13 protein-coding genes and 1 tRNA gene are annotated in these 14,050 nt (G+C 46.5%); 9 read left to right on the top strand and 5 right to left on the bottom strand.

The window, feature by feature from the left end; all coding sequences use genetic code 11:
- Positions 1-53 precede the first annotated feature (53 nt).
- From IPJ71_00735 to IPJ71_00720, 4 genes are all read left to right on the top strand, one after another.
- Positions 54-857 carry a hypothetical protein gene (locus tag IPJ71_00735; GenBank protein ID MBK7842210.1) on the top strand — a complete coding sequence of 268 codons (804 nt, stop codon included), beginning with the start codon at positions 54-56 and terminating at the stop codon, positions 855-857.
- Positions 858-1,091: 234 nt separating this feature from the next.
- Entirely contained in the window at positions 1,092-1,298 is a 207-nt protein-coding gene (locus tag IPJ71_00730) for a hypothetical protein (protein MBK7842209.1), read from the top strand.
- Positions 1,295-1,651, top strand: a complete 357-nt coding sequence (gene tnpB, locus IPJ71_00725) for an IS66 family insertion sequence element accessory protein TnpB (GenBank protein ID MBK7842208.1) — start codon at positions 1,295-1,297, stop codon at positions 1,649-1,651. Before IPJ71_00730 ends, tnpB begins: the two co-directional genes overlap by 4 nt.
- Positions 1,652-1,683: 32 nt before the next feature.
- A complete protein-coding gene (locus IPJ71_00720) occupies positions 1,684-3,237 on the top strand; it encodes an IS66 family transposase (GenBank protein ID MBK7842207.1) in 1,554 nt (517 codons plus the stop codon).
- Between the two features lie 202 nt (positions 3,238-3,439).
- On the opposite strand, the gene IPJ71_00715 is transcribed toward IPJ71_00720, so the two are convergent.
- Entirely contained in the window at positions 3,440-4,771 is a 1,332-nt protein-coding gene (locus tag IPJ71_00715; GenBank protein MBK7842206.1) for an outer membrane beta-barrel protein, read from the bottom strand.
- Between the two features lie 342 nt (positions 4,772-5,113).
- Between IPJ71_00715 and IPJ71_00710 the strand changes: the two genes are divergently transcribed.
- Positions 5,114-5,200, top strand: a tRNA-Leu gene (locus IPJ71_00710).
- Between the two features lie 140 nt (positions 5,201-5,340).
- On the opposite strand, the gene IPJ71_00705 is transcribed toward IPJ71_00710, so the two are convergent.
- Both IPJ71_00705 and IPJ71_00700 read right to left on the bottom strand, forming a co-directional pair.
- Positions 5,341-5,499 carry a transposase gene (locus tag IPJ71_00705; protein MBK7842205.1) on the bottom strand — a complete coding sequence of 53 codons (159 nt, stop codon included), beginning with the start codon at positions 5,497-5,499 and terminating at the stop codon, positions 5,341-5,343.
- Entirely contained in the window at positions 5,496-6,524 is a 1,029-nt protein-coding gene (locus tag IPJ71_00700; protein ID MBK7842204.1) for an ISL3 family transposase, read from the bottom strand. The genes IPJ71_00705 and IPJ71_00700 overlap by 4 nt, the downstream gene beginning before the upstream one ends.
- A 160-nt stretch (positions 6,525-6,684) precedes the next feature.
- On the opposite strand from IPJ71_00700, the gene IPJ71_00695 reads away from it, so the two are divergent.
- From IPJ71_00695 to IPJ71_00685, 3 genes are all read left to right on the top strand, one after another.
- Positions 6,685-8,040, top strand: coding sequence for a hypothetical protein (locus IPJ71_00695; GenBank protein MBK7842203.1), 1,356 nt, complete (start codon positions 6,685-6,687; stop codon positions 8,038-8,040).
- Between the two features lie 175 nt (positions 8,041-8,215).
- Entirely contained in the window at positions 8,216-8,752 is a 537-nt protein-coding gene (locus IPJ71_00690) for a hypothetical protein (GenBank protein MBK7842202.1), read from the top strand.
- A gap of 56 nt (positions 8,753-8,808) precedes the next feature.
- Positions 8,809-9,318 carry a hypothetical protein gene (locus IPJ71_00685; GenBank protein ID MBK7842201.1) on the top strand — a complete coding sequence of 170 codons (510 nt, stop codon included), beginning with the start codon at positions 8,809-8,811 and terminating at the stop codon, positions 9,316-9,318.
- Positions 9,319-9,339: 21 nt separating this feature from the next.
- On the opposite strand, the gene IPJ71_00680 is transcribed toward IPJ71_00685, so the two are convergent.
- Both IPJ71_00680 and IPJ71_00675 read right to left on the bottom strand, forming a co-directional pair.
- A complete protein-coding gene (locus IPJ71_00680) occupies positions 9,340-11,202 on the bottom strand; it encodes a S8 family serine peptidase (protein MBK7842200.1) in 1,863 nt (620 codons plus the stop codon).
- A 275-nt stretch (positions 11,203-11,477) separates the two neighbouring features.
- Positions 11,478-13,007, bottom strand: coding sequence for a SurA N-terminal domain-containing protein (locus IPJ71_00675; GenBank protein MBK7842199.1), 1,530 nt, complete (start codon positions 13,005-13,007; stop codon positions 11,478-11,480).
- Positions 13,008-13,122: 115 nt separating this feature from the next.
- Here IPJ71_00675 and mreC point away from each other — a divergent pair, with 115 nt between their 5' ends.
- Positions 13,123-14,049 (top strand): rod shape-determining protein MreC, encoded by a 927-nt coding sequence (gene mreC, locus IPJ71_00670; GenBank protein MBK7842198.1) that lies wholly within the window; start codon positions 13,123-13,125, stop codon positions 14,047-14,049.
- The last annotated feature ends 1 nt before the right edge of the window (position 14,050 follow it).

Below are 14,050 nucleotides of genomic sequence, written 5' to 3'. Positions count from 1 at the left end.
AGATCTGAACCCTGACTTTATTTCAGGTACCTAAAATAGTTTCAAAATGGTGTGTGACGCACCCCTGGCTATCGCAAGGTCTGCAGGCGATCTTTCCCGCGGCACAACTTTTTGTAGCCGAAGTTGGCATGCTTTGCTATTGTATTTCCGCAGTGACCATTTGGCAGTATATTCACAGTTGTCTTTTGCATTTCGTTTTGGTGGCCATCATTTGGCCCGGCCAATTGGCTTCAGCCTTGCCAAAATTTCCTTTGATTTCATGCCTTCGTACCTTGAGCGGTCGGCCGCAATCCAGTCGCTCGCAGCTGATGAAAGAACTCGGTATTGACTACCTCATTCATGTGACTGCACTTGCCAACGTCCTTCCCATTCTCCTGGCAGGCGAACTTAAGCCTGGGAAGCGGCTTGAAGTTAAACCAGCACCGTCCGGCAATGGCCTCGGAATCCATGCCCTTGACGAAGTCTATCTCCAAGCATTCAGCAGAACGAACAAAGGCTCTCCGCTTTTTGGAAATCGCCGCTCGGCGGTCGATTACTATGGCACGAGCATTGGCCATACACCGCCCGCCATAAAAGGCACCGACGCTATTCTTGTATTCAGACGCGAGCTTCTGGACAGAACCGACTTTATTGCTTGCCTGGGCTGGAACTTAGGCTGTGAAATGGGGGAAGAATTCTCGCTGAAAGAAATCGAGGACCTCTTTCACGAAATCCTCGCCGGTGCAGTCAACCAATTTAGATTCCGCAAGCCAATATCAGTTTTAGATTTGATCGAAGTATGGATTCATCCTGAAGATCTCGCAAACTTAGCACCGGCTGAACGCCAACCTGTCTTTAAGCCAAGAATAAATTTTTGATAAATAGCGGCAGTTCTATGGAAATTTGCCCTTGCCAGCCAACAAACTAAAACCGAAGCTTTACTATCAAGTTAACAAAGTTATCGACTGTGAGCTCGACTGGCTGTCCATCATGCCGAACACGACATAGCGTCAAATAATCGGAGTCAGCTCAAACGGCGTGGGTGCTCCATAAAGCCTATTTCCCTCACTTGGATTTTTCCCATAAATTACTCCACATCCAAGGAGGCTTGAGTGAAAAATTCTGAGCAAAGATTAAAAACTAAGGAATATTGGCAGACCAAAATCAGGGAGGCAGAGAGTTTTTCTGGGCCCGAGACCGAGTTCTGTCGGCAAGAGGGGCTGAACATCACCACGTTCAAGAAAAGAGCAGCTCATTCGCTCCCTGACGCGCAATGGGTGGCCGAGCTGATTTTTTATCTGCAGGGAGGTACCCGATGAAATCTCCCAGCCAATTTGAGGGAGTATTTCTGCATCGGGAGCCTGTGGATTTACGCCGTGGGATTCCGGGGTTGAGTCAGATTGTGGAGAGTGCCCAAATGGGGAAGTTGAACGGGAAAAATCTATTCGTGTTCTGTGGTCGACGACGGCACACGATCAAGATTCTGTATTTTGATCGAAGTGGATTCTGTCTATGGCAAAAGCAATTGGATGTGGAAAAGTTCCCATGGCCGATGAAATCTGTGGAGGAAGTCGTCCACATATCCACAGATCAATTGAGTTGGCTTCTGGAAGGCTATGATGTTTGGAAAATGAAGCCATTTTCAGAAATAAATTTTGAAGGAGTCTGTTGATCTTTCAAAGAAAATGTTGAAGAGTCCCTCGCATGCAAGCGCAGGAGCTATTTTCAAAACAAGAACAGTTATCCTCAGAAAATGAAGGACTGAGAGCACGTGTTCGTCTCGATGAAGAGAAGATCAAGTTCTTGCAAAGTGAGGTCACTTGGCTGCATGAGCAGATCCGTTCTCTTAAGCGGGCGCAGTTTGGGAAAAAGTCGGAGACTTGGGTGTCGCCCGAGCAGAAGATGCTCTTCAACGAAGTGGAACTTGAAGCCTCCAAAGGGACACCTGAAGAGGATGAGGCACAGATCGAAGTCACGGTTCCTGCGCATAAAAGGAAGCGGGGTCATCGTCGTCCAATACCCGAGAACCTTGAGCGAGAAGTGGTGAAGATCGAGCTTCCAGAAAATGAGCGTTTTTCTGAAGAGGGGCAACCTCTCAAGGTGATTGGTTGGGAATTTTCGGAGAAGCTCAAGTATGAGCCAGCCAAAGTCAGTGTGATCCGCTATGAGAGGGCCAAGTATGGATTGGACAGCGGGGACTATGTGAAGACCGCTCCGCCTGTGCCTTCTGTGATCCCTAAGGGGATTGCCACTCCCGAGTTACTTGCCTTCATTATGACATCCAAATATTGCGATGGACTTCCGCTGTACCGGATTGAGGAGATCATGGATCGTCAGGGAGTTGATCTTCCCCGCAGCACGATGGCCCGCTGGGTGGTGCAAGTGGCGCAGGCTCTTGTGCCTGTCTGGAATGTTCTTTCAGACCGGTTACTCGCCTCTTTTTATGTGGCCGTGGATGAGACGCAAGTGCAGGTTCTCAAAGAGAATGGCAGGAAGGCCGAAGACAAATCATGGATGTGGGTGAGGAGTACGCCCTACGGGGACAAGAAGATTGTTCTGTTTGATTATCGCATCTCCCGGAGCCAGGAAACGGCCAGGCAGCTTCTGGACGGGATTACAGGATATCTGCAATGTGACGGATTGAATACCTACGATGTGTTGGAGAAACAAGAGGGAGTGATCCGCATAGGATGTGGGATGCACTCCCGCAGGAAGTTTGAATCCGCCACAGTGGATGGGGCTAAGTCCGGCCGAAGTCTTGGAGAAACAGGCCTTGGTTACTTTAAAAAACTCTACGATCTGGAAGAGAAGATCGGCGAGAAGTCTTCTGATGAGCGGTATCGCCTGAGGTTGGAAATAGCTGAGCCCATCTGTAAAGAAATGAAGGAGTGGGCTGAAGGGCATCAGCCCAAGGTTCCAGTAAAAAGCAAGATTGGAGGGGCATTCCGCTACTTCTTGAATGAGTATAAGTACCTGACAGTCTACCTCAAGGATGGGCGTCTGGAGGCGGACAATGGCTTTACGGAGAGAGCGATCCGCAAGTATGCCATCGGAAGGAATGCGTGGCTGTTTTCCGACACCCCCGCAGGAGCTGAGGCCAGCAGTCTCATGTACAGCTTCACTGTAACAGCCAAAATCAATGGGGTGAATCCTTACACAGCCATGGTCCGACTGCTCACTGAGCTACCACTGGCCAAATCCCTCGAAGACTTCGAGCGCCTCGCTGAGATCATTTTATCACCTGATTCTCAAGCTTGAAAAATACGGGTTTTGAATCGCTTACGACCTGTGGTCCAAAATCATTGAGAAGGAATCATGTACTTGGTCCGCCTTTGCCTCCTGCAAACCCGTCATGATCGACAAAGCGAATATTATCATAGAAATAGAAAAATTATAAATGTACAAGGCGACCTCCTTTTGATCCTTCGATGCGGATGGATCCGTTATAAAATTCTCCTTGCTAAAATCGAAGCTTTCCTGTCAATGTCACAAAGTTGTAGTCCGTGCGCTCGACGGGTTGTCCATCACGCCAAACGCTACGCGAAGTCAAATAATCGGAGTCCGCTCGATTAGCCAAATTGGTCATGTAGCGATATTCAAATCCCAAGGAAAACGTCTCGGTAATATCCACATCTGCGCCTGCTGTTAAACCGAGGTCAATGGTGTGGTTTGTAACTTCTGAGTCGTTGGAATAACCGTAGCTATAGTAACCACGATCAAAATATTTGCGGTAATTATAACTGATTAATCCTCCAAAATTCGGTTTCACTATTCCAAAACTAAAATTATATTTGGCTCCAAGACCCAAGCTATATTGGTCCATTTCTCTGAAGTAGGGATAATTCCACCAATATTCATCAATATAAAAATTAGAGTACATAAAACTTGCTTCTAATGAAACTCCAGTTGGCAAAATCGAACCGAAGGTCACTCCCGCAGCCATATTGCCCTGGACATTGACGACTCCAACGTAACTGGCAGAGCCCACTGCGCCGCCCAAGTAATACTGGCGAGGATTAACCACAGCCACTGTGGCTGCTTGCTTCGCTGCCGCAGTCTCCGATTCTTCGACTTCCTGGACAAGATCCAAATCTGATTTTTGAATCTTTTCAACCTTCTCTTTGATCATAGATTCATTTTCTTGCCCAAAAGTGCGAGGTGCCTCATTGATCACTTGAACCTTCTGAACAGAATTATAGCCTTGACCTTGTTGGGTGTTCTGCTGCTGAGGTTGTTGCTGTTGAGGTTCCGTATTTATCGCCGAACCCTCGATGGTATTGCCCAATATTTTCTCCAAACGCCTTCTCTCATCAACCAAACGAGATTCTTCTAGCTTTTCGGAAAGGAGCTTCTCTGTATTTGCCTCAGCATCCTGGCGCGCACGACGGAACTGTTCAGTTCGAGATTCAGGACTTGGGCTCGCCTCAACATAGGTTGTAGGCTGCTGTTGGGTGGAAGGATTTGCGTTACCCTGATTCAAAATAATGATCCCAGGAGCTGCCGCTACGTTTTCTTCATTTGTCGAACCTGAGTTCGTCTTATTTGCTGAAGCTCCAGACTTTTTAGACACCGAAGTCAGCTTTTTGGTTTTCGAGATGACCTTATTTGACGAAACAACACTTGCTTTGGATGGGCCACTCACAAGGGGCTTCACGGGGTTGACTGCACTCTCTTTTGCCTCGTCCTGCAAGCCCAGATCCAGAACTTCTCCGTCAGTCTGAGCTGAGCCGGCAAAAGTTGCGCCACAAACGGCCAAAACAGCCAATCTACTCGTCCAAAATAACAGCTTCATATAAAGTTTCTCCTAAAGATCCAAGACCTGAGCTCGTCTCTGGTGTGGCATCACAGGAGCAAGGCTTATGCCGATCCAGACAATCCGAGTCATTTTTCTAATATGCTGAAATAACTGATCTTTCAGAAGCTCCCAGCCTCCCTCCCCTCAAGGTTGATCCAATTCTTTGCCCAAAATTGTTTCTCTGAAGACAATATTCGTACAGAATCTGTTCTCAAACTGAGGGACATGATCAATGCCCCCCGATAAAACGAACAAAAACTGCTTGAGAATCTTCAGCACGTCTTCTACATTGCGTGCATTCGATCAGGGCGAGAAGTTGGTATTGTTCCCTGATTCATGGGCCTTTTGGCGGAATTGGTAGACGCAGTGGATTCAAAATCCACCGGGGGCAACCCCATCCGAGTTCAAGTCTCGGAGAGGCCACCATCTTTATCCAATGATTTTTTTCTCGACTTACCCCTCACTTTCTTGACAGGATGAAAAGGTGCTCTGGGATCTCTGACCTCAGCTTGTATGGATGAAAAACGGTTCTACTCGGTTCATGGTGGGTAATTCAAAAAAGTCATTTAAGCACAAGCACTTAGGTATCTGAGTCTGTACAATTTAAAACTTTTAACGCCGTAAGCCCTCTTCTGGATTAGCTTTGCGACGTTGTTAAAGCCTTCTGTTCTGGCATTGGTAATGCGATTGACGAAGTAATTCAAGATTTCATTTCTCCATTTCATGAGGGTGCGCCTGAGGTTTTTATTTCGGGGATTTGGCTTAAAGCCATTTGATCTGTAATTCGAATTAACACTTTGGCAGCTGTTCTGTTTCCTTTGATTCGGTAAAATCCATGGAGGGCTTCTTTGTAATGATAAATTTCTTTTAGCTGGGGATGAAGATTGAGCCATTCATAAAGGGCTCTTCGTTCATAGGACTCAAGCTTTTTACCATTTCTAAGTAGGAGTTTTCGAAGGGGACTGGTTCTTTTGTCGCCAGTGACTTGTTTTCGGTAGCGATTAAGAGCTGGATTTAAAAGCCTGAGCACATGGAACTTATCAGCAATCATCTGGGAGTTAGGAAAAAACTCTCGAACAAAGCTTTTATAGCTATCTGACAAATCTAGAACGACGTTTTTTACATTTTCTCTACCAGGGATATGTTTAAGTTGTTCAATGAGTTGCCCTTTTACTTTTCCATGAGCGAGTTCACGAACACGCTTATTGTTGTAATCAACGAGTACGGTTGCAAACTCTCTAAACCCATTGGCTCGAGAGAAAAAGTGTTCATCTATGCCAATGGTTTTTGGCCACGGATAATTGATATGCCTCTTGAGGTTCGTCTCTAACCTCTCATAAAGAGTCTGATAGACCGTCCACGTTGAACATGCATAGGCCCTTCTGACCTTACTGAGATCCGTAAAGTTCTCACAGGCCCAAAGAACACCTCGTTTAAACCTCTCGGTGGTTCTTTTTCCTTTTCTGATTCCTTGAACTGGTTCGGTGAAAGGCTTTCGGCAGGTCTTACAATAGAATCTGCGTTTTAAAACATGGAGCCAGACTTGATTGCCGTGGATGGGAGCATCGTGTGCTTTGGCCCACCTTCGATCATAAACAGTCTTAGAAGGTGTCGCACACTTTGGACAGATTTCAAAGCTGGATACTTTTTCAACCTGTTTGTGCTTTCGGCCAGATCGATCTCTCCCAAATTTTAAAAGTTTTAATTCTGGTAATAATAGAAATTGTGATATTTTTTCGTGCTGAGGCATAAGTTCTTTTCCTTTCAAAGGTTTGAGTTGTCAGGCACCCAAATCTTAGCTTGAAAAGTCTTAGGCCTCTTCTTTTTTGACTTACCGCATCCCACCTCCAACCGTGGAGAGCCTGAAAAACTGGGTCGGAGAAGTGGCAAAACAAAATGGGGGAACATGTATGTACCTTCGCCGGCTCTTGGTTCTCATGGGAATTTTCTCTGCAAGTTCTGTCGGCTTTGCTCAGTCATCGGACATACCCAGCGTCGACGAAAATTTCGGCTGTTCTCTCAAAGAGAAATTTGATCAATACGTTCATGATTTTTCAGTTGATATTGATTCTTTCGGCGGGCCGGAATTGTGCAACTCGAAAGTGGACACAAAAAAGCTGATCAATGATTTTGAGATTGTTGAACGAGGCCTCTTCGCACCAGGCAATTCAAACGTTTTTATTCAAAATCTCATATCATCTAACAGTTATTATCAGTGGCTCAGTTCCGTCACCTACGGAATTCGCCGCGGGAGTGACCTGCCTTGGGCGACAGCCTACAATTCAGGCGGCTACTTTACAATGCAAGACGGTTGGGCCAAGTTATCCACTCTTGGACGAGTCGGCACTCTCCTTCATGAAGCCCGCCACACCGAGGGGTATTCACATCGGTCCTGTTCACATGGCCCCTACTCCAACACAGGGGTTCCTGGATGTGATGAAAGCATTTTTGAAGGAGGCGCTCATGCGGTTGAGATGGAATATTACTCTCGAGTCGTATTGCAAGGCAAAAACTTTCACCCCCTCTACAAATCAATGGCTCGGTTAATGAATCTCGGACGCGCCAATTTTGTGTTTAACGAAAATCCAATGAAAGAGGAGCATCGACTGCTCGCCCGTTCTGGAAATTCTGCCTTTTTCGTGAGCCCAGAGGGACTTGTTCGCTCGGACCTTCCTGCTCTTCAGGGCTACGCTCTCAAGTCCACCTCTTTCGGAGCCTCCCTTTTTAATGGCTCCGAAGCCTTCGCTATCGATTTTTATAAGGGAAATCACGGTTCCACTTCTCTGATTGATGATTTTTCCTATTTTAAAATCATACGAATGCCACAGCACGTTCCCTCGATTGACATCGAGGAAGTGGACCTTGGTGATCGTCGGTTTTTGATTGGACTCACTGCGAACGAACAGCTGAGGTCATTTGTCTTTTCAAACGCGACCTGGTCTCGACCTGTTAAGATCCCAGGTGCAGTTAAACTTGCGCGCGTTGCGCCTGACGGAAGCCAAGGCCTTTTTGCCATCAAGGGTCGAGGACGCTATTGCCAAGTCGATTTAAAAACTTTGAATTGTCAGGAGTCTCATTCTCTTTGGCCGGAGGAAATCGTCCAATTCGCCATAGCGGGTGAGGAGTTGGTTGAGCTCAATAGTGAAAAGAAAGTGCTTCATTCTTCCACCCACACTCCCTACCCCCTTCTGATGAATCAACCGATCGATGAGATCGTGTCAGTCCCCTTATTTGACTCCTTCACCTCGTCCACAGAAGCGCTCTGAAAGGGAGAACATGAGGATCTTCAGAACGCTCTCTTTCACATTGACCGGGGGAATCGTTCTCCTCTTCATTTTGTGGCTAGTGGGTCTCGATAATTTGCTTCAAAATATTTTGCCCACAGACATATCATTCACTCCAATCGCTCAAGAACCCTCCCACAACCGCTGGTCTCCTGATATGAATCGCTCCCCTCAAAATGAAAAGTCTTTACCAAAGAAGGATCCTCATCAAAGCGATCCCGAGTCAGAACTCAGTGCCATTGAGCAAATGGTTCAGCGAGAGGCGCTCAAAATCGGACGAGTGGATTCCAATCCAAATGAAACCGAAAAAAGACTCCTCTTGATTGCCCGCAGACTCACCCTGAATCAGTTAAATCGTCTCAAACAGATAGCCAATGATCAAAGCCGGAACGGGGACGATAGATTTATTGCTGTTTTCTTTTTAGGCCGAAGTGAAAATGTCCAGACCATACCGCTTCTCTTAACCGTCGCGGATTCACCGCTGCCATATTCTGCAAGTCAGGGAGCGCTTTACGAACAGGAAGTCCTCATTCGATCGGCAGCCCTTGAAGAGATTTCCAATCAAACTGATCGCGCACAGGTGAGGCGTGAATTACTCAAATACCTTGCTCGACAGGATAGCCTTGCTCTGGCTCGCTGCACGCAGCGTCTGCTAAACTCCATAACTCAGCGCGCGGCGCTTGCCTCCTGGTAAAATATAATTGAACACTATGACTTCTTTTAAGGATTTACAATTGGAGGTCATGTCCCATGAAATATGCTCTGTCAGTGCTCTTTTTTTTTCTAGGCGCATCTGTTTCATTTGGTGCAACGAGCGAAGCGACTTACGATAGTTACAACAATGCGGCCTATGCAAGTCTTGGTTTTTGGCAAGGTGGAATTGCCTTTGGTGGCGATTACGAATACGCCCACGATCGAATCTTTGGACTTGGAGCAACGGCGCGTTTCTACAGCAAAGATAGCAATTCCAACGGCTCGGGCCGGTCCAGCTTGTTCGTTCTTGGGGGATTCATACGCCCTCATTTTAATCGGAGAGAGTGGGATTTTTATGTTTCTCCCGGTTTTAACCTGATGATTGTTGATGGACCCAATAACGATGAAACCGTGTTGGGACCAAGCATCAATTATGGACTCCTGTATCAAATCAAACGCAATGTCGCCGTGGGAGTTGAGAACAGTTTCTTTGCAGGCTGGTTCAACGACGACTACCGGGGAATCCAGTATTTTGATTTATTAGCCAAGGCTCGCTTTAGCTTTTAATTCTTGTTATCGTTATATGGACTAAGAGGCCTTTTTGAGGCCCTTGGTCCAGCTACCGATAGAGGAAAGAACTGAGTCATTTGCCTCGCTAAAGGCCAAACCGTAGGATTTCTTAGACTCACTCCACACAACTTTGCCTTGCACCTGTAACTGATCTTTTCCATCTGGGCTCGCAATTGTCATGGTGACGATCCCACCCTGATCAAGTAGGGCATCCGTATCGACTCGCAATCCGCCCAATGAAATAGAACTCACAGACCCAACGAGCTTTTTATCCCCAATGTCCATCGAAACTGAGGTGGAGATTTCATAACGAGGGAACTTTCGACGACTGACGGGAGAGTGAGACCTGAGATAGCTTCGCAAAGCCAAAGGAATAGCAAACAGAGCCACAACAACTAGGATATACCAGGTCTCGGGGCTCGAGTGAGTGCTCTTACCTCCAGAAACTTGGTTCTGGTTGAATTCAGTATATAGCTTTGTCACCAAGCCACAGCCGCCACCACTTGATTGACCAAGCTCTGAAGCAAGTTCTCGAGTCAAATAAGACGGATTATAACCAGGCTGAGAAGAATCAATCGGAGCTCCACTGGCGTAAGCCACCGCGTTTGCGACGTTCACCCGACCGTCCGTCACCAATTTATTTGTCAGTTGAGATATCTTATCTGCCTGTGCCAACATACCTGACTTTATTTGGTAACCGGTCATATCGGGAGCCGCCACCTTCATCAGAGCCGCAATACCGGCGGCATAAGGAGAAGCCATGCTTGTTCCCGACATTGGCGCGTAACCGCCTCCTGGGTAGGTCGAATATATGTTCAGACCAGGACTTCCCACATGAACAGAACTCTTTCCAAAATTTGAAAAATAGGCCAAGTAATCTAAGTTCGTTGTCGCAGCAATGGAGATAATATTGGGAACTCCATAGCTCGCGGGATACATGGGGGCTGAATCATTATTTGTTCCCGCGTTTCCTGCTGCGGCAACAAATGAAACTCCCTGGTTATAAGAAAAAACAATGGCGTCTAAGAGAGCGGCACTATAAGAAGGTCCTCCCCAAGAGTTATTTAAAACCACAGCTCCGTTATTAACCGCATAATAGATGGCCTGAATGGCATCCGAGGTAGTCCCAACTCCACTGCTGTCGAGAAACTTCAGAGCCATGATGTGAATTTTGGCTTCTTCCACAGGATTTGCGAGAATATCCATTCCTGCTTTCAATACTATGCCCGCCACATGAGTCCCATGGCCATCGTCATCAGAGACATTATTTGAATGATAGGCAAAATTCCAGCCATTGATATCATCAACATACCCATTCCCATCATCGTCAATTCCGTTCCCTGCGATTTCATGCGGATTCTGCCAAAGCGCATTGGACTCGACAAACACGGGATGCGTCACATCAAGGCCTGTATCGATGATCGCCACAATTGGTTTATAAGAAAAGCTCGACGCCTTCATTGACTGGTAGACTTGCTCGACTCCGAGTTGCCCCTCATACACGCTTGATGGATCACTCTGAACAATATCTGAAACCTGATCCCGATTGTAAATTCGCTCGGCCCGAAATTCAGTGGCCTTTTGCAAATAATAGTTAGGTTCAGCATAAAGAACATCAGGATCATTTCGAAGCTCGTTAATGGTTTCATCAACGGTTTTTCCTGCCTTTATCCCAAAATGATAAGCATTCAATTTGCCCCATGTTCGTTTAAGAGACATACTTTTGTCGGAGCTGGCCTTGCCAAGAAAAGAGGAGGTCGACTGACTTCCAGAGGCTGATTTGAGACGAACAATCACCTCTCCAGGCACGTAATTCTGTGCACCAACTGGAATTGTCCAAAAAACAATAATAAATAGATAAACGTACCGCAGTGCTCTCATTATTTCTTTTCCCTCTTAGACCTCTTCGGACCAATGGCGGGTAGAATTAATAAAAGTCTCAATATAGGGGCTAAAATATCTGAGATTTATCGGAAATAATTTGTGCAGTTGCCGTTTTGCAACAAAGAGGCGCCAGGCTAGACTCAACTCAGCTCAATTGAGGCTAAAACTGGCTCATTCTGATACAGTCACAAAAGTGAAGGAAAGACCAAACTTAGCCAGCGCCTCACTCAAATATCATCTCAAAAATCATCCCAAAAAATAATCGGAAGAAATCACTGAGTCTCTTCCTTGAAAAGCTTAGAGTTTGTGGAAATCCTGAAAAGTTCCCGCCGAGAACTCAGCCAATCTTCAAAGACTCCTCCCGTCTTCCGAGCGGCAATATACCGGGCTTCGTCTGCGTAAGAGAGTTTGTCTGCCTTGTCATCCCTCTTCACCTTTTTGTTTTTAAGCTTGATGATATAATACTTGCCAGAGACCTGCAGAACTTCAGGATAGATGGCCCCCGGGCTCTCAAGGCTTAAGGCTGCGGTGACGATCTTATCCTTGTCGCCAATTCGAGGGATTTGTGGAAGGCCCAGAGAAAAATCTCCCGTTTCCTGCCACTCGACTTTCAATGGCTTCAAATAAGCAGAAAGGGCCTTCTCTCCACGAGCCTTGGTCAGCTCCTCCAATTTCAGGTTTGCCTTTGAAAACTCTTGTTCCGCCAGAAGTATTCCCGCAATATTCTCAGCAACCTCTTCAAAAGGTTTTTCTCCACCTTTGCGGTGATCATTGACCTTAATGAGATGATATCCAAACGGAGTTTTCACCGGTGCAGAGATCTCTCCCACCTTCAAAGCAAAGGCAGCAGTTTCAAATTCTTTGACCATGTGACCACGACCAAAATAGTCGAGATCCCCTTGTTTAACCTTGCTGCCCTCGTCCTGGCTCAATTCCTGAGCCAGCTTCCCGAAATCCTCCTTGGTCGATCGCTCGGCAATATCCTTGATTTTTTTAAGCGATTCCTCTTCGCTCGCTTTATCGCCAGCCGTGGCCTTGATAAGAATGTGCTGAGCTCGAACCTGTTCTGGAGTGAAAAAAGTAGCTTTGTTCTTCGCAAAATAAGCTTCCGAGGCAGCCTTTCCCTCGGGACTTGCCAAGTACTCCTTGATCTCAGCGGCCGAGGGCTTGAAGTTTGAGGTCAAGCTAGATTTATCATATTCAACAAAGGCCACGTTTAATTGGAGTTCTCTCAGCCTCTTTTCTTTTTCTAACTCATCTAATGTGGGATAAAGCGCCCGAGAAAAAGAGACCTGAACCTTCTGGCTCATGACATCTTTCCGAATTTTTTCTTCAAATTCGCGGGTATTCAGGTGGTTGGCCTTTAAGAGATCCTCATAACGATCTCGACGAAACCTTCCGTCTACCTGAAATTGCGGAATCTCAAGAATACGGTCACGAACTTCACTATCTGAAGCGGAGAAACCAAACTGATGAGCGCTCTGCGCCAGCACCTCCGCCATCACGAGGTCCTCTATCGCACGGCGACGAATCGCATCAGAAAAAAGTTGACGCTGAGAATCAGGGAGCCCGTCCATTCGCATTTTCAACTGCTCCTCCTGCCTCTGCACTCTCATTCTAAAATCACTGAGTGGGATCACCTGGTCGTTGACGATTGCCGCAGAGCCTCCGCCTCCCATATCTCTGAGTGGACCCGATTGAAAGAAAAAAACAAAGACGATGATAATAGCGCCAAAAAGAATGTAAGCCACGATACTTTTTGTACGACCTGGATGGCGCAACTTATCTAAAAGATTCTTCATAATGTGAGCTCCTTCCGACAATTTCGGTAGCTTCACTATTTTTCTGGTCTTTTTCAAGGAGATTGTTGGAATGATCCCTGGCATTTGATATTTTAGGCCCCTGGGGGAGTATACCTTGAATTTTTTCTCAATTGATTTGCGTAAATTTCTTTTGATCTTGGGGATTGTGGGCTTTCCTCTCTTGATAACCAATTTGCAACGAGAATCGACGGACGAAGTTCCTTGGTATGCGCGTCCGTTCACTTTCGTGGCCGGGGTCGTACAGAATACATTTTCCTCCTTTAGCTCCGGAATTCGCGGAACGACAGCAATGTATATCAACCTCATTGATGTCAAAACAAAGAACCGAACCCTCCTTGATGAAAACGCTGAGCTGCGTGCGCAACTGGGCGCCTTGACCGAATTGAAAATGGAAAACCAAAGGCTTGTGGACCTATTGTCTTTTAAAAAAGAGACCAAAATGGATCTTTTGGCCGCAAAAGTTGTGGGACGGGACCTTTTAGCTGACCATCAGTCCGTTACCATAAATCGGGGAACCCGACATGGCATCAAGAAAAATATGGCCGCGATCACCACAGGCGGGGTTGTCGGATACGTCCTCAGATCCGAAGCTTTCACCTCGCAAATCCTGCTTCTCATCGACAGGTATGGCATCATCGATGCCATTGTCCAGCGCTCACGTGCGAGAGGCATTGTGGAAGGCCGAGGGCCGGACTCTTGTAAACTCAGGTACCTCAACCGAAGTGACGATGTTCAAGTTGGCGATTTGGTGGTAACCAGCGGTCTTGACAATATTTTTCCAAAGGGGTTTCCCGTAGGAGTTGTTACTGGAGTTTCTAAAAGCCGCTACGGAATGACCCAAGATATCGATCTCAAGCCGGCCATCAATCCCTCGATTCTTGAAGAAATGTTCATTGTCATCAATTCAATGAACGAAGACTTCAATCCAAAATCAGATGAAGGACCTGTTCCAAATGACGAGAAGGAAAAGGACAAAGATAAGGCCACAAACACAAAAATAGAAAAGAGAAGGGCTAACTAAT

The sequence above is a fragment of the Bdellovibrionales bacterium genome, assembly GCA_016714165.1.
Lineage (GTDB): Bacteria > Bdellovibrionota > Bdellovibrionia > Bdellovibrionales > UBA1609 > JADJVA01.
This window is presented reverse-complemented; position numbering and strand designations above follow the sequence as displayed.

Bases quoted from the DNA above. Each gene is read 5' to 3' on its own strand.
- IPJ71_00690 (MBK7842202.1), top strand. From the start codon at position 8,216: ATGAATCGCTCCCCTCAAAATGAAAAGTCTTTACCAAAGAAGGATCCT.
- IPJ71_00685 (MBK7842201.1), top strand. From the start codon at position 8,809: ATGAAATATGCTCTGTCAGTGCTCTTTTTTTTTCTAGGCGCATCTGTT.
- IPJ71_00705 (MBK7842205.1), bottom strand. From the start codon at position 5,499: ATGAAATGGAGAAATGAAATCTTGAATTACTTCGTCAATCGCATTACC.
- IPJ71_00675 (MBK7842199.1), bottom strand. From the start codon at position 13,007: ATGAAGAATCTTTTAGATAAGTTGCGCCATCCAGGTCGTACAAAAAGT.
- IPJ71_00720 (MBK7842207.1), top strand. From the start codon at position 1,684: ATGCAAGCGCAGGAGCTATTTTCAAAACAAGAACAGTTATCCTCAGAA.
- IPJ71_00695 (MBK7842203.1), top strand. From the start codon at position 6,685: ATGTACCTTCGCCGGCTCTTGGTTCTCATGGGAATTTTCTCTGCAAGT.
- IPJ71_00700 (MBK7842204.1), bottom strand. From the start codon at position 6,524: ATGCCTCAGCACGAAAAAATATCACAATTTCTATTATTACCAGAATTA.
- tnpB (MBK7842208.1), top strand. From the start codon at position 1,295: ATGAAATCTCCCAGCCAATTTGAGGGAGTATTTCTGCATCGGGAGCCT.
- IPJ71_00715 (MBK7842206.1), bottom strand. From the start codon at position 4,771: ATGAAGCTGTTATTTTGGACGAGTAGATTGGCTGTTTTGGCCGTTTGT.
- IPJ71_00680 (MBK7842200.1), bottom strand. From the start codon at position 11,202: ATGAGAGCACTGCGGTACGTTTATCTATTTATTATTGTTTTTTGGACA.